The sequence below is a fragment of the Rariglobus hedericola genome (genome assembly GCF_007559335.1).
Taxonomy (GTDB): Bacteria; Verrucomicrobiota; Verrucomicrobiia; order Opitutales; family Opitutaceae; genus Rariglobus; species Rariglobus hedericola.
This window is the reverse complement of the sequence record NZ_VMBG01000001.1, coordinates 1,647,836-1,670,456: the sequence shown is the minus strand read 5'-3', so window position 1 is coordinate 1,670,456 and position 22,621 is coordinate 1,647,836. Positions and strand designations below refer to the sequence as shown.

Sequence of the window (22,621 nt, the reverse complement as noted above, 5' to 3'; positions counted from 1 at the left end):
CTCAGACTTCGGCGGACTGGGTGGCGCCGAAGTGGCGGCGGATGGTCTCGGTGATGTCGGCCAGCTTGATGGGCTTCGTGATGAAGTCGTTCATGCCGGCGGCAAGACACAGGTCGCGGTCGCTCTTCAGCGCGTTCGCAGTGAGCGCGATAATGCAGGGCTGGCGGTGCTCGGGCAGGTTCAGTCGGATGTGACGGGTGGCCTCGAAGCCGTCCATTTCGGGCATCTGGAGATCCATGAACACGAGCTGATAGTGGTGGGAGCCGATGGCGTTAATCGCCTCGATGCCATTGGCGACGGCATCGGCGCGGTAACCGAGGCGTTCGAGGAAGCGAAGGGCGACCTTCTGGTTGACGGGGTTGTCCTCGACGAGGAGCACGTTGAGCGGAATGCGCGTGGCGAGATCAACGTGCTCGCGGATCGTGGTGGTCGCGGTGATGGGCGTGTCGGACGGGAACAAGGCATGCAAGGCGCGCACGAGGGCGAGTGTGCGCAGCGGGCGCGGGACGGCGGCGAAACGGGCTTTCTCGGTCCACGAAGGCGCCGCGGCGATGCCGGTGGAGAGTTGTCCGATGATTGGGATGTCGGAACGAACGAGCACCTCATGCAGCGGCGAATCACCGGGAGTCTCGGGTAAATCAAGGTCGATGACGGCGGCCGTCGGACGTGTCGTGGCGAGAATGCCCGCGGCGATGCTGGTGCTGGCGGCGGGGAGCACGGATACGCCGACGGATTGGAAGAACGTGGCGAGACGGCGGAGGTTGACGGGGTTGTCGTCGACGCAGAGAACGGGCCCCAGATGGAGTGCCGCGGGAATGCGTGGTGCGTGAATGGGGGAGGAGCCGGCGGCTTCGACCTGCACGGTGAACGTGAACGTGGAGCCCTGGTTGGTGTCGCTGTTCACGCGGATGTCACCGCCCATGAGGCCGCAGAGACGATGGCAGATGACGAGACCGAGGCCGGTGCCGCCGTATTTGCGGGTGGTGGACGAATCGACCTGGGAGAACGGCTTGAAGAGACGGTCGAGACGCTCGTGGGGAATGCCGATGCCGCTGTCGTGAATGGCGATGGAGAGCAGCGTGTGGCCGATGCGCAGGGGTTGAGAGGCCTCGTCTTTGCCGGCGAGCGAGACCGTGAGCGTAACGGTGCCGCGCGGGGTGAACTTGATGGCGTTGTTGACGAGGTTGGAGAGGACCTGGCGGAGGCGGTTGACGTCGCCGAGGACGACCGGCGGCACATCGGAATCGATGTGGTGGGCAACCTCGATCTGGCGGGAGGCCGCCTGGCCGGCGAAGAGGTCGAGGGTTTCCTCGATGCAGTTGGCGAGTTCGAAGGGCTGATGCTCGAGCTCGAGTTTGCCGGACTCGATCTTGGAGAAGTCGAGCAGGTCGTTGATGATGGTGAGGAGCGCCTCGCCGCTGGTGCGGATGGTGTTCACCGAATCGCGCTGCTCGTGGTTGAGCGGGGTTTCCAGCAGGAGGCTCGTCATGCCGATGACGCCGTTCATGGGCGTGCGGATTTCGTGCGACATGGAGGCGAGGAATTCGCTCTTGGCGCGGGATGCGGTGTCGGCCTCGGCCTTGGCGCGGCGGAGGGCGTTTTCGGTTTCAACGCGTGCAGTGATGTCGGCCTCGATGGCGATGAAGTTTTCCAGGACGCCGCGCTCGTTGCGGACGGGCTGGATTTCGAGGTGCAGGTGATATTTTCGACCGGACTTCGAGTAGTTGACGATGTCGGTCGAGATGCCTTCGCCTTGGGCGAGTGCGGCTTTGATACGGCGGATGGTGCTCGGGTTCGTCTCGGGGCCGATCATGAAGGTGGTGGGGTTGCGGCCCACGACCTCGTGTATCGAATATTCCATGACGCGCTCGAAGGATTCGTTGACCCATTCGATCGTGCCGCCGGGGGTGGCGATGAGCACGAGATTGTCCGTGCGGCTGGCCACGAGGGAGAGTTTGCGCGCGGCGGACTGGCTGGAGAGCAACGCCTGCTCGGCCTCACGGCGGGCGGTGACGTCCTGCAACGTGCCGACGATGCGGATGGTGGCGCCGCTGTCGGAGTAGCCGACGGTCTTGGAGCGCATATATAGCCAGCGCCATTCGCCGGCGACGGTGCGCACGCGGTATTCGGGATCGATGAACGACTGGGCGCCGCTGAGCTGCGTGTGCATCGACGCCTGGTAGGCGGCCAAGTCATCGGGATGGATGAGCGTCTGCCAGGCTTCGGGCGTGGAGGCCTCGTTGCCCGGAGGCAGGCCGAGCATGGCCCAGAGGCCGGTGCTGTAGTGGAGGCTGTTGGCGACGCAGTCCCATTCGAAGATACCGATCACGGTCGCGTCGAGGGCGAGACGGAGACGTTCGTCGGAGACCTTGAGCATCTCTTCGATGCGCCGGCGCTCTTCGTTTTCATCGAGGAGCAACCGGTTGGTCGTTTCGATGGCGCCGAGACTGGCGCGGGCGGCGCGGGCTAGATGGATGCTGAGGCCGAGCAGCAGCGTGATGCCGATACCGGCGGCGAGGGAGATTTCGGGGAGGAAACGGCGGTTGTTGGTCAGGTATTCCTCGGTGGGCTCCATGATGATCCGCATGCGGCGGTTCTGGAGCGTGAAGACGGATTCGAGGGCGCGGGGATTATCGCGGGAAGGCGGGCCGGGCTTGACCGAAGTATAGATCGGATCCGAGCCGAGATAGACGGCGCAACGGTGGTTGGGGCTGAGTTTAAGGCGTTGATCAAGGACCTCGAGGAAGCGCTGGTAGGTGAACTCGGCGCTGATGTAACCGACCAGAACACTGGATCGATAAATGGGAGCGTAGATGACAAAACCCGGACCGCGACCGGCGATCTCGATGGTGCTGGTGGCCAGGGGCGTGCCGGTGTTGCCGATGGCTTCGATGGTCGAGCGGCGCTCGGCTTCGCTGAACTGGTTGAAGGAAATCAGGCCTTCGTTGCCGGCATGCGGATAATACCAGGACGTCTGGCCATTGGTCGCGATACGGGCGAGTGAGTGGGCGCCGGGGGCATCGATCAACCAAGGCACCGCATCGGATTCCCAGACGGCGGGCGTGCTGTCGGAGTTCCAACGGCGGGCGATGCGTTCAAGAGCGGCGGCCTGGCGTTCGAACTCAAGGTTGATGTTACTCGCGAAGTTGTTGATCGCGATCTGGGCATTGGTGCCGAGGTAGGCGGTTTCACGTTCGCGCAGACCAGCCCAAAAAAGAATCGTGAACGTGCCGCACGCGACGACGACGGGAACGGGCAGCCACACGGGTGTGGTGTTGTGACGTAAGCCGTGTTCGGCCCAGGCAAGCGCCAGCAGGGCTCCGCCGGTCAGGAGCATGATGGCGGCGACAGACGGCGGGAGGCTGGTCGATGAGCCCCAACGGTAGGCGAGGGGCATGTTGAGTGCATAACCAGCGAGACTGGTCATGCCGACGGCGCCGAGCAGTGAACCGCCCAAGGCGATGGATAGCAGGCGACGCTTCTCTCCGTATCTTAGGACGAGCCAGGGCAGCAGGACGCCCACGATCAACAGCGAGATTGCGGCGATCATCGGCATCGGTCCCGGGATGCGCACGGGCTCCGCGGTAATGAAAGCGGTGATGCGAGATTCGAGTTCGTGACTCAGTCCAAACCAATGTTCGAACAGCGAAATCAGTCCGATGAACGCGGGACCAAGGGCGAGCCAGGCGGCTTTGCGATGACCGAGCTCCAGTGCGATCAGGATGGCGGCGAAAATTCCAAAACCGAGGACAGCGGGGATCGTTTCGACGTTTTGAACCTCACCGTGGCCCAGCGGATCAATTCCGAGAAAAAGGATACATAACGCTAAAAGACTCGTAATGCTCGCCAAGCCGATGACAGCACGTCGCATCCATGACTTACGTGGATTTTTTTGCGGGTGTAGCATCTGGGTGTTTCACCCTAGTATGCGGCGGGTTGTTTGCGCAACCGATTTTATGGCTAACAACGCTAGTCTCTTGCAGGACTTTATTGGTGATAGGGATGCATGGGCTTTTACCTCCCGATGCAGGTGTCATGCAACTCGCTCAGGGACCTTTGCTGACCGGCGCGGGGGCGGCGGTTTTCTCACCGCCGGTGATGGTATTAATCCAGCGGCTCGGGCCGTAGGCAAAGATCCAGGAGGGTTTCGCCAAGGTGCCTTGGAGCTTCACTTCAAAGACCTTGGAGAAAGGCGTGAGCACGAAATCCACGGCGGTGCCGACCATTGAGGGGTTTTCATCGAAGGGGTGGATTTTGGCGTTAAAGGCGAGCCGGCTGTCGCGCAGATGGTAATCGCCCTTGGCTTGAAGCAGCGCGCTGGGACCGGTCACGCGCAGGTTGTCGAAGTGCACTTGTTCGCCGTCTAGGGTGAAGGGCGCGTCGACTGTATTGAGAGAAAAACTACCCAGATTAAAAAAGGTCCCGTGCAACGCCTCGGAGAGCGGTCCAAACAGGTTGAGCTGCGCGAGCTCGGCGCCGGTGATTCTGGCTCGGCCGCCGCCCTTGTAGGTATAGAAATCCGAATACAAGCCTTCGGCTGCGAGATTGAAATCGAGGCTGCCGCGATCCAGGCGTTCCTGGCGGATGCGGGCGGCCTCGGCGGCCTTTGCCGTAAGTGGAGCGACGGGGGCGACGGGCGCAGGTTGCAGCAAGGTGAGGGCCTGGGTGACGGAGCCGAGGTTGGCTTTGGCGAGGCTGATGTCGAAGGCCAGTCTGCGCTTATCGGGTTCGCCCCAGAGCCGCGCCTGGCCGGTTGCATGGCCTCCGGCAAAATTCACGGCCAGGGCGGGCAGCTCGATCCGGTCGTCACGCAGGCGCGCCTGCACTTCCAGGTCCGATAGGGGGAAGTCGTGATAAGTCATCGCGCCGGTCGACGTCAGGCCGATGTCGATATGCTCCTGCTTGCCGGAAGGAGATGCGTCGCTGTCGACCCGGCCGCTCAAACGGAGGCTCGGAGGCTGGCTGAATTTATAGGGTGCGAGGAGTTCAGCGGACTCGTCGGGAAACAGACGGGAAATCGTTTCCAGCGGCAGACCGGAATCGACGTCGAATTCCATGTAAGTCCAGGTGTCCTTCTGAAGATCGAGGGACCGGCTGAGCCAGCCGCTGGCTTCGTTGCCGGCGCGATTGACTTCGAAGTAGCGGATGTCGAACCAGTGCGGTCTCAGGAAAAGGCGCGTGCGCACGCGATCGAAATCCACGCCCTTGAGTCCGATGTCCGGACCGTCGGCCTGCACGAATACTTGCGTGGCGGTCAGGTCACCCCAGCGACCGCGCACATCGACATCGGCGACTGGCAGGCCGCGGCTGAAATCGAACGTGCGCCAAAAATTAGTCCACCAGGCATGAAACCACGGTGAAATGCCATCCGGCCGAAGACTGCCCGTGAGCAGGAAACGGAAGTCCATCGTCTTCGTATCCATTTCGTAGCTACCGTGGGCGAGGCTGTTGCCGAGGCGAAGCACGAGGTTGTCGCAAACGACATAGGCGCCATCGTAAGTGAACTCGGTGCCGGTCTCATCCAGCGGCACTCCGCCCACGAGCACGAAGCCGCTGTGCAGCCGGCCGGATGCATGCGTGAGTTTCCAGCCGGGGCCGAAGGAGGCCGTGGCGTAAACCGGCGCGGGTTGATCGGGGTCGAGTAACGAGGAGAGGTCGCGGTCGATGAGGCCGCCGGCGAAGGCGAGCGTGTCGTCACCGATAAATCCATTCAGACTGACCTGGGCGGTGCCGTTGGCCGGAGTTGCGCTGGCCTGAAGCCTCCAGGCGGCACCCGCGAGGGTGAAAGACGTGTCGGTAGTGATGAACCCTGAAGTGGGTTGCGCGGCGGTGATGGCCAGCGGACCGACTTCGATGTTTTTCCAGCGCAACGAGCCGAGCTGCAGCTCAAGACTGCGCGGATCGAAACCGGCAGCGGTGTTTAATTGGAAGATGAGGCCGCCGGCGGTGATCTGCCGGTCCAGTGCGAGTTCGCCGATCGACCCTTGAAGCACAAGCGACGACGTGAGCAGGGACGCAATGGGCAGCGTGGTGCGGACTTCAATGTCAGTCAGCTTTCCGGCGAACCGGCTGGAAGGAAACGCGCCGACGTCGATGGAGTCGGCGTGAATGCTGATCGCTGCACTGGTCTCATCCAGGCGGATGTGAAGGCGAGGTGCCTCCACCGGGGCCAGCCACGCCTGCGCGGTGGCGGCATGACGGGCGACGCCCACCCACGCCCGCGTGATGCTTTCAATGGTGGGATCGGGAGTGGTGTCGCCGGATTGTTGCTCGGGTATGTCGAACAGCCCGGAGACCTGCACGGGAAGGCGACCGATGTATCCAGTGAAGTAGGACAACTCCATGCGGCGGCCACGGGGGCGAATGCCCAGATCGATGTTGCTCACGGGCACTTCGTCGATGCCTGACGGCGAAAGTGACGGCGGCAGGTGAAGATCAAGACCGCCGACACGGATCTCTTCGATTTCGATTCGTCCGGCCAGTGCGAGCCACGGATCGATATGCACGTAAACCGATCGGGCCGTGATCAATGGCGTGGCCGGTGTTTTGATCGAGCCAATGCGGACGTTTTCTAAAATCACATGGCCGTAGAAATCCATGAGCGCCCGATCGTAATCGAAGTGCACGCCGTGAACAGCGAGTTGGCGTAGGGCGATTTGGTGCAGTGGATCCGGCACCGGCACGCGCCGCGACGAAAGCAAGTGAATCTGTCCGGCGAGTGCGGCCAGCAGCAGCAGCCAGGTTGTCCATAGGGACGCGCGGAAACCATGACGTGTGCACCAGCCGCAGACCTTCCATGCCTGTCGGAGCCTCCTCATTCAGGAAGCGACTCAGGGAGCCGCGGCGCGTGTTGCGGGCACGACGGCGGCGGGAGGGCCGGGATCGCGTGCGCCATAGGTGAGCGTCCAAAGGGCATCCAGCATCGACTGCTCGATGACGAAGACGGTGTTGAATTCCTTGGATCCGGCGAGCTGGGCGCCACCGCCGGAGCGTTCGGCCACCTGCAATGTGGTGGTGCCTGTCTGGGTGGCGCCGGTGCCGGAGGTAAAGGTCACCGCAAGCGTGTATTTCCACGGCGTGGGCCTGCCGTCAACGAGCGTGGTCTCGGTGAACACGTCGTTTACGAATTCCTTGGCGCGGAGCGTGGCCATGCTGGCGAGCACGGTTTTCAACGCTTCGCGACGGGGTTCGGTTTCCGTGGCGAGCGCCTCGTCCCAGGATTGATTGTCGGCGGGCTTGAGTGACACGAGCGGTTTGTCCGCGGCATCGTTGGCGGTGAGGGTGAGGCTTGTGATGCGGGTGCCCTCGGGGAGGGCGCGTAAAGTGCGTTCGCGGTAAACATTGGCGGCGACCGGCAGCTCGTTGAGCGTATCGGCGGGGACGGCGTAGATGAACGGCTGGCCGCGCACGCGGGCCTGCACGGTGCCGCCATTGGCACCGCTCACGCCGATCTGGAGCGTAATGGTTTTTCCGGCGGCGAGGGTGAGGGTGATTTCGCGCTGCGGCAGGTTGAACCCGTAGTTTTCCACCTCGGCATCGGAAGGCGCGTCACGGAGGAAGGCGGAATCCTTTGAGTTGTGCGGAGTGGCGGTGAGGAGGGAGAGACGCTGGAGGAGATTGCCCACGAATTTGGCGTCGGCGGGGAGGGCGGGTGCTCCACCGGGGCGCACGATCCGCCAGACATCGGCCGCGGCATCATCGCGACGCAACACGAGGGGTTCGGTCTGGCCGGCGGCGATGAGGGAAATGGCGGAGACGGACGTCGGTTCAAAATCGAGCACGCGGGTGTCGCGGAGTTTTTCCTGGGCGCGACGGAGGGTGGTCAGCAAACCATCGGGTATCGAAGTAACGAATACCTGCGAACGTTCCTCCATGCGGGCGTAGTAAGCGGTGGTGGGGACGAGCGTTTCTTTTTTGAACGCGGGCGACTCCGGATACGGCAGACCGAGGAGAAGGGTTTCGCGACGACTGTTGCCCTCGAGGGTCACGCGGAGGGACGGCTTGTCGAGGCCGGTGTCGGCCGTGGGAACGTCGTTGATAAAGTCGAGTGCGCGCAGACGATTGAGTCCGCTGATGACAACCTCGGCATCGGACTTGGAGGCGCGGGTGACGATGGGGGCTTCAAAGGACCAGCGGGCGCCGTCGCGGCGAAGGCGGACACGGGGGGCGGGAGCGGCGTTTTGCAGACCGAGGGAACGCACTTCGAACACGGGAATAGTGAAGAGCGTGTCGGTGCGAAGTTCGTCCATGCCGACGATGAGGCTTTGGGCGAGACTGCGGTTGACGACGTGCACGGTTTTGCCGTCGGGCGAAAGAACGTAGAGGCGTTCGCCGCCGACCTTGGTGGTATCGCCGATCTCCAGACGGGTCGCGATGTCGGGGCCGCCGGGGGTGCGGGACGGGCGGGTGAAATCGAGGGTAAGTTTCGGTGGCTTCAGACCATAATCGGCGAGCGATTGGCCGTTCTTGGCCAGACCGTCCACGTCGAAACTGTTTATGGGTTCCAGGAATTCGAGTTCATGGACGATGCGACGGATGGCGTGTTCATTGGCGGGCCAGTCGATCGGCGACTTGAGGTTCCACGAGGCGTTTTCGTCGGCGCGTTCAAGGCGGATTTTCCCCGTGCTGCCCGAAGCGGTGATCTCGAGGGACTTCATGCCGATGGCCTCGTCGCCGAGCACGCGTTTGCTGATGCGGGCGAGGTCTTGCTGGTGTTTCCATTCGCGGCGCGAGTAGATGATGACGGCCAGCAGCGCGACATTCAGGAGAATCAGGATGAGCGTGACTTTGGTGCGCATTACGAAGGGGAAGTCAGGAGATTGAGTTTAAAGCCGGAGCGGGTGGGCGACGTTAGTTGCGGCGTGTCCAATAAACGATGAGCCCGATGACGGCGGCGAGGCCGGGGAGGGCGAAGATCAGGCTGTAGCGGAGACGCTGGAGTTGCTCCTCGCTGAGCGAGAGCTGGAACTTGGCGATGGGGCGCGCGGGGACTTTGAAGTCGATGTCGCGGTCGGTCGCCCAGTTTACGGCGGAGAGAAAAAACGAGAGATTGCCGATGACGCCGAGACGACCGTTGGCGATCCAGTCGGCACTGCCGTAGGCGACGAGGCGGCCGCTGGGAACGCTGAAATCGGGCGTGTTAAGGATCTTCCGGGAAGGCAGGCGTTCGGAGGCGGTCACGACGATGACGCGACCCGGCAGGTCCACGCCCACATCATAGGAAGGCGTGACGCGCTCGCGGTAGTTGCGTTCACCCCAGGCTTGTTCGGTGGTGGCGACGAGCGGAGTGACCACGAGGTTGGGGTCGAGCGTGCGACCCGGATCGGGACGCACGGAGCGCGAGAGGCCGAAGCGCAGCGGGATCTTGTAACTCAGGAGCGAGCGGGTGAGTGCGTGTTTTTCGTCGAGGGCGGGGAGAATGAGGTCGCCGGTTTCGGTCTGGCCGGAGGCGCTGCGATCATAAATCAACACGTCGTCCACGAGCACGCCCCAGTCGAACAACAGGTTGTCGAGACCCGTGGGGTAGCCGGGAGCGAGCAGCGCGAGCACACGGCCGGCGCGGTTGGAGAGATACTGGCGCAGGAGCTCTTCCTCGATCGCATCGAACCGGCCTTGGGGTCCGGCGATGACGATGACAGCGGCGTCGTCGGGGATTTTGCGGGACTGGGCGAGGTCGATCGGTTCGACGGCAAAGTTGCGTGCCTTCAACTCGGCTTCGAGGCCGGAGAGGCCGCGCTCGGCGCTGACATCGTCGAGGGACATCTCGCCGTGGCCGGTGAGGAAGTAGATTTTTTTCTGGGTCGGACTGGAAAGCTCGAGGATGGCGGAGGTGAAAATCTGTTCTCCGCGGAAGGCTTTCTTCTCGTTGTTTTCCACCTGGTAGAGTTCATCGAGCTGGATGATGCGTGGTTTGTTGCCGACGAGCACGACGATGGTGTTGGGCTGCTCGATGCCGAGCGCTTCGGCGTCACGACGGCGTTGATACACATCGAGGAACTCGACTGAGATTTTACCGCGCTCGTTGCCGGCGGTGGTGTAAACGTATTCGCGGAGCAGGCCGCTCACATCGCGATAAGCCTGGGTGACGTCGGCGTTGTCACTGGTTTCGGTGAGCGTGACGATGATGCGGACCGGCTGGCTGAGGTTCTTCAGGTAGGCGGTCGTCTCGGGCGAAAGCGAGTGGCTGCGATTCTCGGTGAGATCGAAGCGCCATGCGTAATTGACCGCGAGGTAGTTGAGGCCGGCGAAAAGCGTTACAAAGAGAACGGCCTGCGCGAGGAGGTTGAGGGTGCGGACCCAGCGGACGGAACGGAAAGTAGGAATCTTGGCCATGATCAGCTATGGATGAGTTTGGCCTCGACGCCGAGGATGCTGAAGATGAGGGCGAGCACGGTGCCGCTCACATAGAAGAGGAGCTGGCGCGTATCGACGACGCCGCGGGTGAAGTCATCCAGATGGCGGAAGACCATCGAGTAATCGATCGCGGCGCGGATGCCGGACATCGATTCGAGATTGAAAACTTCCATCGTGCTGACGAAGCGCAGGCCGATGGTGATCGCGAAGAGCATCACGAAGGCAAAAATGCCGGCGACGGCTTGATTGCGGGTGAGCGAGCTGGCGAACACACCGAGCGCGACATAGAGCAGGCCGGACACGGCGATGAACAAATAACCGCCGAGCAGCGGCCCCATATCGATGAAGCGCGAGTCGCCGGCAAACCGGTGCAGGATGTAGAAAAATCCGCCGGTCGAGCCCCAGAGCAACATGTAGAGGAAGTAAGCGGCGAAGTATTTCCCGAGCACGACTTCGGTGGTGGAAACGGGCGCGGTGAGCAGGGTTTCGAGGGTGCCGAGGCGGCGTTCTTCCGCGAGGCACTTCATGGTGAGCAGCGGCACCATGAACCACACGGGCAGCCAGAAGAGCTGGAAAAACACGGAGGCCGGCGAGGTTTCCTGCGCGGACGAGCTGTAGCTTTCCAGCACGCCGGAGAAGATGAAGCCCATGAAGGCGAGGAAGAGCACGGCCGCGATGTAGGTGCTGGCGCTGACCAGCAACATGCGGATTTCGTGACTGAGAATGGTGGTGAAATGTTTCATGCGGGGGCGTTCATTTCGACGGGGTGACGGGCGCGTCGACGGTTTCCCAGCCGCGTTTGGTGGCGGCGAGGAAGACGTCTTCCAGGGACGGTTGGGACCGGCCGAGCGAGCGGACGCGGAAGCGACTGTCGGTGGCGAGGGCGTGGAGCAACGGTTCGCCGATGTCGTCGGCGCGGTCGGTGGTGAGGGTGAGTTTGCGGAATCCGGCGGCGTCGGGCTCGCCGGATTCGTTGATGCTGAGCGTGGGCTCGACGGAAGTCAGCGCGGCGGGCAGGAGCGTAATGTCGCCGGCGATTTCGAGGATGTAGCGTGCCTGGCCGAACACCTCGCGGCGCAGGTCCGAAGGTTTGCCGGCGGCAACGACGCGGCCTTGATTAATGATGAGCACGCGGTCGCAGGTCATCTCGATCTCGGGGAGAATGTGCGAGGAAATGATGACCGTCATGCGACCGCGCAGGCTGGCGATGAGATCGCGGACAATCAGAATCTGGTGCGGATCGAGGCCGATGGTCGGCTCGTCCATGATGATGACCGGAGGTTCGGCGAGAATTGCCTCGGCGATGCCGACACGCTGGCGGAAACCCTTGGAGAGTTTACCGATGATGCGGTGGCGGACGCGGGTGAGATCGCACAGCTCAAGGACCTCGTCGATGCGCGGGCCGAGCTTGCGGCGGGGGATCTCTTTGAGGCGTCCGCGGTAGTGCAGATATTCGGAGACGCGCATGTCCTCGGGCAGCGGGTTGTTCTCCGGCATGTAGCCGATGAGTTTTTTGATCTCGGAGGAACGCGAAGCGACCGGAACCCCGCACACGTTGACCTCTCCGGCGGTGGCGGGGAGGTAACCGGTGAGGATGCGCATCGTGGTGGACTTGCCGGCGCCGTTGGGTCCGAGGAACCCGAGGATCTCGCCACGGGCCACGGTGAAACTGATCTTACTGACGGCGGTGTGGCCGGAGTAGATTTTCACAAGGTCGCGGACTTCGATGGCGGGGGATTCGTCTGACATGGATTTACAGGCGGGATGATATGGCTCCGACACGGATAAACACGAAAGGTTTATATCGTGTTTAAACGACGGGCGGCGGCGAGGCCGATCAAGGTGAGATCGGGCACCATGCTCACGGGCTGGCGCAGACGGCTTTGGAGGAACGCGGCGTTGCCACCGGTGATGAAAATATGAGGCGGTTTTTCGCCACGGCCCGTGAGTTCGGCGAGCACGCCGTCGAGCAGCGCTTGGATGAGGCCCGGGAATCCCACGACCGTGCCGATGCGCATGGCTTCGCTCGTGGATTTGCCGATCATGCCTTTGATCTCAAGAGAATCGTCGAGCAACGGAAGTTGCGCGGTGCGTTCGTGCAGATAACGCCGCGTGAGTTCGAGGCCGGGAGCGATGATGCCGCCCTCGTAGCCACCCTTTTGCGTGATGATGTCGAAAGTCACCGCGGTGCCGGAGTCGATGACGATGGCGGGGCTGCCGCCGAGTGCGTGGGCCGCGGCGGCGTTGGCGAGCCGGTCCTGACCGATCTCGGCAGGCTTGGGGTAAGTGATCGCAACGCCGAGCTGACACTCATGGGTGAGCTGAAAAACCGGTAGTGTCGTGGCGGCCGCGAGCACATCGCGCAGGCGGCGGTTCAAGACGGGGACCACGGAGCAGAACGCTATGCCCTCGATCTGTGACGGTGCGCGAAAAAGTGCGTTGAGCCGTGCCGGAAGGCCTTCTTGCGGATCATCGAGAAACGTGGTGACGACCACGCCTTGTTCGCGGACGGAGCCGTCAGGGTTGACGACGCCGTAGTGCGTGTGGGTGTTGCCAATGTCGATGCAGAGAAGGGGCATGCGGAGAGTCGATAGTCTAGAGTCGGACGCTGCGAGTCCAGACCTGAGAATCACGAACTCCGCAACGGCCCGCGCGCTTAGTTTCTGACCGGTTTTTCCAACGTGACCTCGCCAGCGCGGAAACGCTCGGTGCGGCCTTTGTCGGTGCGGACCATGAATGAGCCTTCGTCGTCGATTCCCAACGCGATGCCGGCCACGCGTTGCGTCGGTGTGAGCACGGCGACAGGACGGTTGCGCAGCACATCGTAGCGATTCCACAGATCGGCAAACGTGGTTGCGTAAGAGCCGTCCACGAAACGGTCGTAGGCTTGCAATACGCGGCCGATGAGTGCGGCGGTGAATTTATTGAGATCGAGCGGCTGGCGGGTGTGTTCGGCGAGCGACACGGCGCGATCCTCAAGGTCGGCAGGCCAGCCGCCGGCGGGGCTGTTGACGTTGAGACCGAGGCCGAAGACGAGATCGCGGATCTGGTCGGCGTCCATGCGCGCCTCGGTCAACATGCCGCCGGCCTTGCGTCCGTCGAATAGCAGATCGTTGGGCCACTTCAGGCCCGGCGCAGTGCGGCAGAAATTGGCGACGAGTTCGCAGACGTTGGCGCCCATCCAAAGGGTGAACATCTGCATGCGCGCCGGCTCCAAGCGCGGACGGAATGCGAAGCTCGCGTAGAGGTTGCCGTTGTCCTCGCTGTGCCAGACGCGACCGAAGCGTCCGCGGCCCTTGGTCTGGCGCTGGGCGATGATGGCAAACGGAGCCTCCTTGCCCGCGGCGAGCTGGCGGGCGGCCTCGTCATTGGTGCTGTCGATTTCGGCCAGCAGTTGCATCGGGAAATCACCGGCGCGGTCGCGACGGTAGGCCTGGACCAACGCGGCGCTCAGGCCGGCGGGGCGGGCGGTGAGACGGTAGCCGCGGGCACGGACGGCTTCGAAGGCGAAGCCCTGTTCGCGGAGTTTCTCCATGTATTGCCAGATGGCGACACGGCTGATGCCCAGCTTCTTGGCGAGTGTGCTGCCGGATACAAATTCGGGCTCGGCGGCGATGAGCTCGGTGAGAATGACGGTCTCGGGCGGGGCGGAGGGTGTGTTTTTCTTCATGGGCGCCAATCGAGACCGATGTCGACCCAGATGCTCTGGTGGACAAGTGCGCCGGTCGATATGAAGTCGAGTCCGAGATCGGCGAAGCGGGGGAGGGTTTTCAATGTTATGCCGCCGCTCGCCTCGGTGAAGGCGCGGCCGGCGATGAGTGTAACCGCTTTCTTGATACGCGCGGGAGTGAAGTTATCCAGCAGGATGACATCGGCGCCGGCGGCGAGCACGGGCTGTATCTGGGCGATGTCGTCCACCTCGACTTCGACGGCGAGATCGGGGGCGGCTTTTTTGGCGCGGGCGACGGCGGAGGCGAGGTCGTCGGCCGAGCCAAGCAAGGCGAGGTGGTTGTCCTTCAGCATAACGCGGTCGAACAGGCCGAGCCGGTGATTCCAACCACCACCGCAGGCGACCGCGTATTTTTCCAGCATGCGGTAGCCGGGGGTGGTTTTGCGGGTGTCGAGGAGGCGCGTGCGTCCCTCGCCGAGCGCGACGGCGTAGGTGTGCGTTTGGGTGGAGATACCTGAAAGGCGCTGGAGGAAATTGAGGATGACGCGTTCAGCGGAAAGCAGGATGCGCGGATCGCCGGAAAGGGTGGCGAGAATATCCCCCTTGGCGACGGCGCGGCCATCACGAGCGCGGAGTTGCACGGAGGCGTTACCACCGTAGGCGGAGAGAATCAGCGGGATCAGCGGAAGTCCGCACGCGACGAGCGGTTCACGGGCGACGAGATCGGCGGAGCTTTGACGGGGTGCGGTCGCGAGCGAGGCGGTTGAACGATCGCCGGTGATGCGCGGTTTGATGCGCAGGCCGAGGCCGGCGAGATCTTCGTCGCGGGCCAGTTCGATGAGTTTGCGAAGGGCCGCGATGTCGAGATCGTCCCAAGAGAGGCGTTTGAGCAAAGTATCGGCGGGCGCGGGCATCGTTAAGTGACCAAAGACCAAGGACCGGCGGTCAAGGCAAGGCCTGTTGCGGAGATTGCCCTGCGGCTGTGGATCAGGCAGGTAGGGAAGCATGACTCCAGCTGAACTCAAAGTGCTCGTGGATCCCGTGAAATTGAGCCTGCCGTTGCAGGCATTGTGGCATGATGCACACGGTGATTGGGATCGCGCGCACGAGGTTTCCCAACAGGCCAAGAGCCGCGAAGGCGATTGGGTGCATGCCTACCTGCATCGCAAGGAAGGCGACCCCGGCAATGCGGGTTATTGGTATTCGCGTGCGGGGCGCCGCATGCCTTTGGAATCGGTGACGCTCGATGCCGAGTGGGCGGCTATCGTGATCGAACTGGGCTGATACCGGAGCGCGGGCTTTGGGCATAAAAAAACCCGCAAAACCAACGAAGGTCTTGCGGGTAAAAGTGGCTGCCCGACTAGGGATCGAACCTAGACTAAGCGAGTCAGAGTCGCTTGTGCTACCATTACACCATCGAGCAGTAAAATCGTGTGTGAGTTGTGCTCACGGAAAGTGGAGCCGGCGATGGGATTCGAACCCGCAACCGCCTGTTTACAAAACAGGTGCTCTACCATTGAGCTACGCCGGCGAAACTGAAGCCGACACGATAAGAAGTGAGATAAAGAACGCTGTCAGCTAACTAAAACCGCCCTTGGCGTTGGCCGCGGGCGGGAAAATTTGGTGGTTCCCCCGGGACTCGAACCCGGAACCAATTGATTAAGAGTCAACTGCTCTACCATTGAGCTAGGAAACCAAAAAACGAGGGGTGAGAAACTCAAAACACGGACCACTTTGTCAACGGTCTTTTTGAAGATTCTCACGTAGCCACCCCAGATTTCCAGTTAGATGATTCAAGCGTCCGCAACTTTCCCCTTGCCAACCGCGGGCGCACCCCCTGTTTTCTTCCGCTCCCTCCATGCAAAAGACCAAAAAGTCCGTCGCCAAGCGCTTCAAGCTATCCGCCACCGGTAAGCTGATTCGCCGCACGCCCGGTTTCCGTCACTTGCTTGCCGCGAAGAGCACGAAGCAGAAGCGTCGTGCCTCCAAAGACAAGCTCGTGGCTCCCGGCCACGCCAAGCCGCTTAAGCGCTGCTTGCCGTTCGGCCTCTAAGAACCAGGCGCAACCATAACTGCCAGTCAGGTGAATCCTAACGAGACGACCTGAAGGCTCAAAAATACATATAAAATAACATGCCTCGTGCAACAAACTCACCCGCTTCCCGTAAGCGGCACAAGAAAACGCTGAAATACGCCCGTGGCTATTTCGGCAACAAGTCGAAGCTTTTCCGCTACGCCAAAGACGCTGTCCAGCACGCCTGGCAGTATGCTTACGCCGCTCGTAAAAAGAAGAAGGGCGACCGTCGCAGCCTCTGGATCATCCGCTTGAACGCCGCCGTTCGCGCCCACGATCTCAGCTACAGCCGCTTCATCGAAGGCCTTCACGCCGCCAACATCGGTCTCGACCGCAAGGTTCTGTCCGATCTCGCGATCCGTGACGAAGCCGCTTTCACCGCCGTCGTTAACCAGGTTAAGGACGCGTTGAAGACCAAGGCCGCCGCCGCTACCGCTGCGAAAGCCTAACTCTTAAAAACGCGAGCCCGCCCGGCTCGCTCCCAAAGGCACGGTCCGCCGCAAGGCGGGCCGCCCTCCCGAAGGACGGGCCTCATTTTTTGAGGCGCCGTCCTTTTTGTTTTTCTACACGGATCGTTTGCTTCCGACTCTTTCTTTTCCATGCAAGACCAGCTCTCCGCCCTCCTCGCTAAAGCCGCCGCCGAATTCCCCGCTGTCGCCACGCGCCCCGACTTCGAGGCCGCCAAGGCCCGCTTCGTCGGCCCCAACGGCGAACTCACCGCGCTCATGAAGCAGATGGGCTCCGTGCCCAAGGAGCAGAAGCCCGTCGTCGGCAAACTCGTCAACGAGGCCAAGACCGCGCTCCAGGCCCACCTCGACGCCGCGCTCGCCCGCATCGAAGCCGCCGCGCTCGCCGCCCAACTCGGGCCGTCCGTCGATCCCACGCTCCCGTCGCCTGACCGCGCCCTCGGCACGCATCACCCGCTCACCCTCGTCCGCGAGGAGATGACCCGCATCCTCCGCAAAGTCGGCTTCACCGTCGTCGAAGGCCCCGAGGTCGAGACCGAGTATTACTGCTTCGACGCGCTCAACACCCCCGCCGACCACCCGGCCCGCGACGCGCAGGACACGTTCTACCTCCCCGAGTCGGCCCGCTTCGGCAACGTCTCCAAAAAGAATCCGAACGAGAAATACCTTCTCCGCACGCACACGTCCTCCGTGCAGATCCGCACGATGCTCAAAGGCGAGCCGCCCATCCGCATCGTCTCCCCTGGACGCGTGTATCGCCGCGACACCACCGACGCCACGCACTCCGCCAACTTCCACCAGCTCGAGTGTCTCTACGTGGATAAAAACGTCACCGTCCGCGACCTGAAGGCGCTCCTCGATTACATCTTCGCCTCGCTCCTCGGCAAAGACACCAAGACCCGTTTCCGTCCGCACTACTTTGGCTACACCGAGCCGAGCTTCGAGGTGGATCTCTCCGCCACGCATCTTCCCAAGGTTAACAAACCGTGGATCGAAATCGGCGGCTGTGGCATGGTCGATCCCATCGTCTTCAAGGATGTCGGCTACGATCCTGAAGTCTGGAGCGGCTACGCCTTCGGCATGGGCCTCGAACGCCTCGCGATGCTCCTCTACGGCATCGATGACATCCGTTACTTCTACCAAAACGACGCCCGCTTCCTCCGCCAATTCGCCTAAATAAAAACGAATTCAACACACAGCGCACGGAGGTCACTGAGATCACACAACTGACAGGCATTTCCTCTGCGCTCTCTGCGACCTCTGCGTTTAAATTTCAGATTTCTCATCCCCGATGAAAGTTTCCCTCTCTTGGCTCCAGTCCTACGTCGATCTCACCGGTGTTTCCGCCGATGACATTTCGGGCGCGATCACCTTCCTAGGCTTCGAGGTCGAGCAGGTCATCCGCACCGGCGCCCCCAAGTTCAACAACGTTGTCGTCGGCCACATCCTCACGCGCGACAAACACCCCAACGCCGACAAGCTCTCCGTCTGCACCGTCGATGTCGGCTCCGCCAATGGCGGCGTGCGCACCATCGTCTGCGGCGCGCCCAACTGCGACATCGGTAACCGCGTCCCCGTCGCGCTCCCCGGCGCCGTGCTCCCCGGCGACTTCGTCATCAAAGAAGCCAAGGTCCGCGGACAACCTTCGTCCGGCATGATGTGCTCCGCCAAGGAACTCACTCTCGCCGAAGACGCTCAGGGTCTGCTCCTCCTCACCGGCACGCCCGACGTCGGCACCGCGATCAACGACGTGCTCCCTGCTGGCGACACCGTGTTCGACATCGAGATCACGCCCAACCGCCCCGACGCGTTGTCCCACCTCGGCGTCGCCCGCGAACTCGCCGCTTGGTTCAAGAAAGACCTCACCTATCCGACCGTCAGGTTCACGCCCGCTGCGATTACCGCCGACCCGCGCGCCGACTTGCTCAAGTCCGTCCGCGTCGAGGCCGCGACCGATTGCCCGCTCTATACCGCGACCGTCGTCACCGGCGTCAAAGTCGGTCCATCGCCCGATTGGATTCAGGCGCGCCTCACCGCCATCGGCCTGCGCCCGATCAACAACATCGTCGATATCGGCAACTACGTGATGCTCGAATACGGTCAGCCCGTGCACGCGTTCGACGCCAAGAAACTCGCCGGTGCCGAGATCATCGTCCGCCACGCCGCCGAGGGCGAAAAGATCACCACGCTCGACAACAAAGAGCGCGTGCTCTCCGCCACCACACTCGTGATCGCCGACGCCCAAAACCCCGTCGTCATCGCTGGTATCATGGGTTCCGCCGACTCCGGCGTGTCCGCCGAAACGACCGACCTCGTTCTCGAAGTCGCCTACTTCAAACGCCAGTCCGTCCGCGCGACCGTCAAGCGTCTCGGCCTCGCCTCGGACTCGTCCTACCGCTACGAGCGCGGCGTCGATGTTCATTCGCTCGACGAAGCCGCGCACCGCTTCATCGACCTCATCCTTGCTCACGCCGGCGGCGTAGTCGCTGGTCCGATTCACCGCGTCGGCGCCGACATTCCTTGGGAACGCGAGATCACCGTCACGCCTGCCTACATCAACGAAAAGCTCGGCTTCGAAATCCCTGCCGCCGAACAACGCGCCGCGCTCGAATCCCTCGAACTCGCCGTCGTCCGCGAAGAGCCCACCGAAAGCCGCGGCCCCGCCTGGACGTTCTCCGTCCCCAGCTGGCGCGACGACCTCGACCGCCCCATCGACCTCGTCGAGGAAGTTGTCCGTCTCTACGGCGCCGAGAAAATCCCGTCATCCGTAGTCAGCGCGCCCGGCCTCGTCGGCAACGACGATCCCATCGTGCTCTTCAACCGCGCCGTGTCCGCCGCTCTCGTCGGCCAGGGTTTCAACGAGTGCGTCAACTACACGCTGCGTCCCGCCAAGGAACTCGCCGCATGGGCCACGCCTGCCGCCATCGCCGATCTCGCGCTCTCGAATCCCTTCGTCGAGGACCAGTCGCACCTGCGCAACAACCTCGTCTCGGGTCTGCTCGAATCGCTGAAGCTCAACCAATCCCGCGGAGTCGCCGCCTCGCACTTCTTCGAAACCGGCCGCGTCTTCATCGAGCGCAACGGATCACTCTCCGAGTGCGTCGCTGCCGCCTTCATCATCGCCGAAGACACCGGCGAACGCAGCTGGCGCACACGCGAGGCCGCCGATTTCTACACCGTGAAACGCCACACCGCCACTATCGCGTCCTTCGCCGGCATCGAACTGGAACGTCAGCCCACGACGCTCGTCGCCGCGCCCGCGCTCGGCTGGCAGGAAGGCCACGCCGCCACCGCCGGCAACATCCAGCACGGTTGGACGTCCACCTTCGGCCTCGTGAGCCTAGCGCACCTCAAGGCGCTCGGCATCACTGGCAAAGTTTACGCCGGCTTCTTCGCCATCGTGTCGGAGAAAGTCACCGCCGACGCCGACCGCCGCAGCTACAAGCCCTTCGGCCTGCAACCCGCCGCGCTCCGCGACCTCGCGCTGATCGTGCCCGAAGCGGCTTCGTCGTCCGAAGTCCAGAAGGCCCTCGCCAAAGTCGTCCGTGCGGCAGTGGGCAACACCTTCGCTCTCGAAGCCGTGAACGTGTTCGACGTTTACCAAGGCAAGGGCCTGCCCGAAGGCACCAAGAGCCTGGCCTACAGCCTGGTCTTCCGTGCCGCCGACCGCACGTTGACCGACGACGAAGTGAACGCCGTCTTCACCAAGATCCAGGACGAACTGGTAAAAGCCACCGGCTACCAGATCCGCAAATAACATAAAAAAGGCGCTCATTTTGTGAGCGCCTTTTTTTGTGTCTGCCGATTTAGAACGGCACGTCTTCGTCCACCGAGGCACCGGGCTCTTCGGGCAGGGGCGCGCCGTCATCATCGACAGGAGGCGCGTCGGCAGCACCGCCGCCGAGCGATTCGATTTTCCAGCAGTTGAGGTTCACGAAATAGCTCTCTTTCCATTCGCGTCCGCGCAGGTCGAAAAAGACCTTGGCTTTTTCGCCTGTCTTGAGGGCGCCGACGAGGGCGACTTTATCCTTTACGCACTCGAATTTGATGTCCTGCGGGAATTTGCCCGCTTCGGTGGTGAGCACGAACTCGCGCTTGTTGAAGCCGCTGCCGAACGTTTGCTCTTCGAAGACTTTTTTGACCGTGCCGGTGATTTCAAACATGCGCCCACGATGAACGGTTCGGCCGGACGGGGGCCAGCCACTTTTCCCTCATTTTTGTAGATAGGCATGGCTTGCACTCGGGGGGCGTTGGCTTGCACCCTATCGGTTCATCCAAACTCCATGGCAGCCAACGAAGATCTCAACATCGACCGCATCGCGAACCTCGCCCGGCTCGCGCTCACTCCCGAGGAAAAGGTCAAATTCTCCGCCCAACTCGCCGATGTGCTGACCAACATCGAGAAGCTTAAGCAGGTGAACGTCGATGGCGTCGAACCGACCGCTCACGCCTTCCCGATTTACAACGTCTGGGCCGACGACGTCGCCAAGCCGGGCCTCTCCGTTGAAGACGTTCTCCGCAACGCTCCCGCCCAGCGCGACAACATGATCGTCGTTCCCAAGGTCGTCGAATGAGCACAGCCGCCATGTCCACCGAACTTTTCAACCAAACCATCGCACAGCTCGCCGACGAACTTGCCTCGGGCAAGATCACGTCGGTTGAACTCACGCAGGCCGTCATCGCCCGCACGCAGGCGGTCGATGAGCGCGTCAAAGCGTTTAACTCCTTCGATGCCGCCGATGCCCTCGCGCAAGCCGCCGCGTCCGACGCGCGCCGCACCGCCGGCCAAGCCCTCGGACCGCTCGATGGTATCCCGATCGGTATCAAAGACGTAATCGCCGTCACCGGCCAGCCGCTCACCGCATCCTCGAAGATGCTGGCGAACTTCGTTTCGCCCTACGATGCGACCGTCACACAGAAGCTTAAAAAAGCCGGTGCCGTTATCTGGGGCCGTCTGAATCTCGACGAATTCGCCATGGGTTCCTCCACGGAGAACTCCGCGTTCCACACCACGCGCAATCCCTACAACCTCGATTGCGTCCCAGGCGGTTCCTCCGGCGGCAGCGCCGCCGCGCTCGCGGCCGGTGAAGCCATCGCCACGCTCGGCTCCGACACCGGCGGATCCATCCGCCAGCCGGCCGCGCTCTGCAATGTCGTCGGTCTCAAGCCGACCTACGGCCTCGTTTCGCGTTTCGGCCTGATCGCCTTCGCCTCGTCGCTCGACCAGATCGGCCCCTTCAATCGCACAGTCGAAGACGCCGCGATCACGCTTCAAGCAATTGCCGGTTACGACGAAAACGATTCGACCTCGGTCAAAGTTGAGATCCCCGACTATCGCGCCGCGTTGAAGGAAAAGAAAGGTCCGTGGCGCATCGGCATCCCGAAGGAATACTTCGGCGAAGGCCTCGATCCCGAGGTCGCCGCCGCCGTCGAGAAAGCGATCGAGTTCTACAAATCGCTCGGCTGCGAAATCAAACCGGTCTCGCTGCCGCACACCGAGTATGGCGTCGGCGTTTACTACATCATCGCGACCGCCGAGTGTTCCTCGAATCTGAGTCGCTACGACGGCATTCGCTACGGGCACCGTTCGGCCGACGCGAAGGACATTGTCGATCTATACTACAAGTCGCGCGCCGAAGGTTTTGGTCCCGAGGTGAAGCGCCGCATCATCCTCGGCACCTACGTGCTGAGCAGCGGTTACTACGACGCGTATTATCTGCGCGCACAAAAAGTCCGCACGCTGATCCGTCAGGATTTCCTCAACGCCTACAACGAGGTCGATGCGATCATCACGCCTACGACGCCCACGCCCGCGTTCAAACGCGGAGCCAAGGCCGACCCCTTGGCGATGTATCTGTGCGATGTTTACACCATCGGCGTAAACTTGGCGGGTTTACCCGGCATCAGCGTGCCCTGCGGTTTCTCATCGAGTGGCCTGCCCATTGGCATGCAATTGATCGGCCAGCCGTTCAAGGAAGCCGATTTGCTGGCCATCGCACATGCTTACGACTCGAAGCACGACTGGAGCCGTAAAACTCCCAATCTCTGATTTTTGTC

17 protein-coding genes and 3 tRNA genes are annotated in these 22,621 nt (G+C 62.3%); 7 read left to right on the top strand and 13 right to left on the bottom strand.

All coding sequences use genetic code 11. From position 1 onward, the window contains the following. Window position 1: 1 nt before the first annotated feature. The 9 genes from FPL22_RS07355 to nadC all read right to left on the bottom strand — a co-directional run bounded on the left by FPL22_RS07355 (window position 2) and on the right by nadC (window position 14,937). The gene (locus FPL22_RS07355; protein WP_162525225.1) at window positions 2-3,871 is read right to left on the bottom strand and encodes a response regulator; all 3,870 of its coding nucleotides are present in this window, start codon (window positions 3,869-3,871) and stop codon (window positions 2-4) included. A gap of 175 nt (window positions 3,872-4,046) precedes the next feature. Next, complete coding sequence (locus FPL22_RS07350) at window positions 4,047-6,818, bottom strand: AsmA-like C-terminal region-containing protein (protein ID WP_144229442.1); 2,772 nt, start codon at window positions 6,816-6,818, stop codon at window positions 4,047-4,049. Window positions 6,819-6,830: 12 nt separating this feature from the next. Beyond that, window positions 6,831-8,798 (bottom strand): DUF4340 domain-containing protein, encoded by a 1,968-nt coding sequence (locus FPL22_RS07345; protein WP_144229441.1) that lies wholly within the window; start codon window positions 8,796-8,798, stop codon window positions 6,831-6,833. A gap of 52 nt (window positions 8,799-8,850) precedes the next feature. Continuing rightward, complete coding sequence (locus tag FPL22_RS07340) at window positions 8,851-10,332, bottom strand: GldG family protein (RefSeq protein WP_144229440.1); 1,482 nt, start codon at window positions 10,330-10,332, stop codon at window positions 8,851-8,853. A 2-nt stretch (window positions 10,333-10,334) separates the two neighbouring features. Then, complete coding sequence (locus tag FPL22_RS07335; protein WP_144229439.1) at window positions 10,335-11,096, bottom strand: ABC transporter permease; 762 nt, start codon at window positions 11,094-11,096, stop codon at window positions 10,335-10,337. 10 nt (window positions 11,097-11,106) lie between these two features. After that, window positions 11,107-12,102, bottom strand: a complete 996-nt coding sequence (locus FPL22_RS07330) for an ABC transporter ATP-binding protein (RefSeq protein ID WP_144229438.1) — start codon at window positions 12,100-12,102, stop codon at window positions 11,107-11,109. Between the two features lie 50 nt (window positions 12,103-12,152). After that, window positions 12,153-12,932: a type III pantothenate kinase gene (locus FPL22_RS07325; protein WP_144229437.1), complete on the bottom strand. Its 780-nt coding sequence runs from the start codon at window positions 12,930-12,932 to the stop codon at window positions 12,153-12,155. A gap of 77 nt (window positions 12,933-13,009) precedes the next feature. Continuing rightward, window positions 13,010-14,023: a biotin--[acetyl-CoA-carboxylase] ligase gene (locus tag FPL22_RS07320; protein WP_144229436.1), complete on the bottom strand. Its 1,014-nt coding sequence runs from the start codon at window positions 14,021-14,023 to the stop codon at window positions 13,010-13,012. After that, window positions 14,020-14,937 (bottom strand): carboxylating nicotinate-nucleotide diphosphorylase, encoded by a 918-nt coding sequence (gene nadC, locus FPL22_RS07315; protein ID WP_144229435.1) that lies wholly within the window; start codon window positions 14,935-14,937, stop codon window positions 14,020-14,022. The genes FPL22_RS07320 and nadC overlap by 4 nt, the downstream gene beginning before the upstream one ends. Before the next feature lie 91 nt (window positions 14,938-15,028). Between nadC and FPL22_RS07310 the strand changes: the two genes are divergently transcribed. Then, the gene (locus FPL22_RS07310; RefSeq protein WP_144229434.1) at window positions 15,029-15,307 is read left to right on the top strand and encodes a hypothetical protein; all 279 of its coding nucleotides are present in this window, start codon (window positions 15,029-15,031) and stop codon (window positions 15,305-15,307) included. A gap of 65 nt (window positions 15,308-15,372) precedes the next feature. Here the strand turns inward: FPL22_RS07310 and FPL22_RS07305 are convergent. The 3 genes from FPL22_RS07305 to FPL22_RS07295 all read right to left on the bottom strand — a co-directional run bounded on the left by FPL22_RS07305 (window position 15,373) and on the right by FPL22_RS07295 (window position 15,719). Then, a tRNA-Gln gene (locus FPL22_RS07305) sits at window positions 15,373-15,446 on the bottom strand. A 33-nt stretch (window positions 15,447-15,479) separates the two neighbouring features. Continuing rightward, window positions 15,480-15,554 (bottom strand) — tRNA-Thr (locus FPL22_RS07300). A 90-nt stretch (window positions 15,555-15,644) separates the two neighbouring features. After that, window positions 15,645-15,719: transfer RNA gene (locus FPL22_RS07295), tRNA-Lys, on the bottom strand. A 162-nt stretch (window positions 15,720-15,881) separates the two neighbouring features. Here FPL22_RS07295 and rpmI point away from each other — a divergent pair. The 4 genes from rpmI to pheT all read left to right on the top strand — a co-directional run bounded on the left by rpmI (window position 15,882) and on the right by pheT (window position 20,321). After that, complete coding sequence (gene rpmI / locus FPL22_RS07290; protein WP_144229433.1) at window positions 15,882-16,076, top strand: 50S ribosomal protein L35; 195 nt, start codon at window positions 15,882-15,884, stop codon at window positions 16,074-16,076. 80 nt (window positions 16,077-16,156) lie between these two features. Continuing rightward, window positions 16,157-16,546, top strand: coding sequence for a 50S ribosomal protein L20 (rplT, locus tag FPL22_RS07285; protein ID WP_144229432.1), 390 nt, complete (start codon window positions 16,157-16,159; stop codon window positions 16,544-16,546). A gap of 150 nt (window positions 16,547-16,696) precedes the next feature. Then, window positions 16,697-17,740: a phenylalanine--tRNA ligase subunit alpha gene (gene pheS / locus FPL22_RS07280; protein ID WP_144229431.1), complete on the top strand. Its 1,044-nt coding sequence runs from the start codon at window positions 16,697-16,699 to the stop codon at window positions 17,738-17,740. A 115-nt stretch (window positions 17,741-17,855) separates the two neighbouring features. Beyond that, window positions 17,856-20,321 carry a phenylalanine--tRNA ligase subunit beta gene (gene pheT, locus FPL22_RS07275; protein WP_144229430.1) on the top strand — a complete coding sequence of 822 codons (2,466 nt, stop codon included), beginning with the start codon at window positions 17,856-17,858 and terminating at the stop codon, window positions 20,319-20,321. Window positions 20,322-20,370: 49 nt separating this feature from the next. Here pheT and FPL22_RS07270 read toward each other — a convergent pair whose 3' ends face one another. Beyond that, complete coding sequence (locus tag FPL22_RS07270) at window positions 20,371-20,727, bottom strand: DUF3127 domain-containing protein (RefSeq protein WP_144229429.1); 357 nt, start codon at window positions 20,725-20,727, stop codon at window positions 20,371-20,373. Between the two features lie 120 nt (window positions 20,728-20,847). Here FPL22_RS07270 and gatC point away from each other — a divergent pair, with 120 nt between their 5' ends. Together gatC and gatA are read left to right on the top strand one after the other, a co-directional pair. Then, a complete protein-coding gene (gatC, locus tag FPL22_RS07265; protein WP_144229428.1) occupies window positions 20,848-21,138 on the top strand; it encodes an Asp-tRNA(Asn)/Glu-tRNA(Gln) amidotransferase subunit GatC in 291 nt (96 codons plus the stop codon). After that, entirely contained in the window at window positions 21,135-22,613 is a 1,479-nt protein-coding gene (gatA, locus tag FPL22_RS07260; RefSeq protein ID WP_238991335.1) for an Asp-tRNA(Asn)/Glu-tRNA(Gln) amidotransferase subunit GatA, read from the top strand. The genes gatC and gatA overlap by 4 nt, the downstream gene beginning before the upstream one ends. Window positions 22,614-22,621: the final 8 nt, after the last annotated feature.

Excerpts from the sequence above, each read along its gene's own strand:
- FPL22_RS07330 (WP_144229438.1), bottom strand. The coding sequence starts at position 12,102 with ATGTCAGACGAATCCCCCGCCATCGAAGTCCGCGACCTTGTGAAAATC.
- FPL22_RS07345 (WP_144229441.1), bottom strand. The coding sequence starts at position 8,798 with ATGCGCACCAAAGTCACGCTCATCCTGATTCTCCTGAATGTCGCGCTG.
- FPL22_RS07340 (WP_144229440.1), bottom strand. The coding sequence starts at position 10,332 with ATGGCCAAGATTCCTACTTTCCGTTCCGTCCGCTGGGTCCGCACCCTC.
- FPL22_RS07320 (WP_144229436.1), bottom strand. The coding sequence starts at position 14,023 with ATGAAGAAAAACACACCCTCCGCCCCGCCCGAGACCGTCATTCTCACC.
- rplT (WP_144229432.1), top strand. The coding sequence starts at position 16,157 with ATGCCTCGTGCAACAAACTCACCCGCTTCCCGTAAGCGGCACAAGAAA.
- FPL22_RS07355 (WP_162525225.1), bottom strand. The coding sequence starts at position 3,871 with ATGCGACGTGCTGTCATCGGCTTGGCGAGCATTACGAGTCTTTTAGCG.
- FPL22_RS07335 (WP_144229439.1), bottom strand. The coding sequence starts at position 11,096 with ATGAAACATTTCACCACCATTCTCAGTCACGAAATCCGCATGTTGCTG.
- FPL22_RS07310 (WP_144229434.1), top strand. The coding sequence starts at position 15,029 with ATGACTCCAGCTGAACTCAAAGTGCTCGTGGATCCCGTGAAATTGAGC.
- FPL22_RS07350 (WP_144229442.1), bottom strand. The coding sequence starts at position 6,818 with ATGAGGAGGCTCCGACAGGCATGGAAGGTCTGCGGCTGGTGCACACGT.
- gatC (WP_144229428.1), top strand. The coding sequence starts at position 20,848 with ATGGCAGCCAACGAAGATCTCAACATCGACCGCATCGCGAACCTCGCC.
- pheT (WP_144229430.1), top strand. The coding sequence starts at position 17,856 with ATGAAAGTTTCCCTCTCTTGGCTCCAGTCCTACGTCGATCTCACCGGT.
- pheS (WP_144229431.1), top strand. The coding sequence starts at position 16,697 with ATGCAAGACCAGCTCTCCGCCCTCCTCGCTAAAGCCGCCGCCGAATTC.
- rpmI (WP_144229433.1), top strand. The coding sequence starts at position 15,882 with ATGCAAAAGACCAAAAAGTCCGTCGCCAAGCGCTTCAAGCTATCCGCC.
- gatA (WP_238991335.1), top strand. The coding sequence starts at position 21,135 with ATGAGCACAGCCGCCATGTCCACCGAACTTTTCAACCAAACCATCGCA.
- nadC (WP_144229435.1), bottom strand. The coding sequence starts at position 14,937 with ATGCCCGCGCCCGCCGATACTTTGCTCAAACGCCTCTCTTGGGACGAT.
- FPL22_RS07325 (WP_144229437.1), bottom strand. The coding sequence starts at position 12,932 with ATGCCCCTTCTCTGCATCGACATTGGCAACACCCACACGCACTACGGC.
- FPL22_RS07270 (WP_144229429.1), bottom strand. The coding sequence starts at position 20,727 with ATGTTTGAAATCACCGGCACGGTCAAAAAAGTCTTCGAAGAGCAAACG.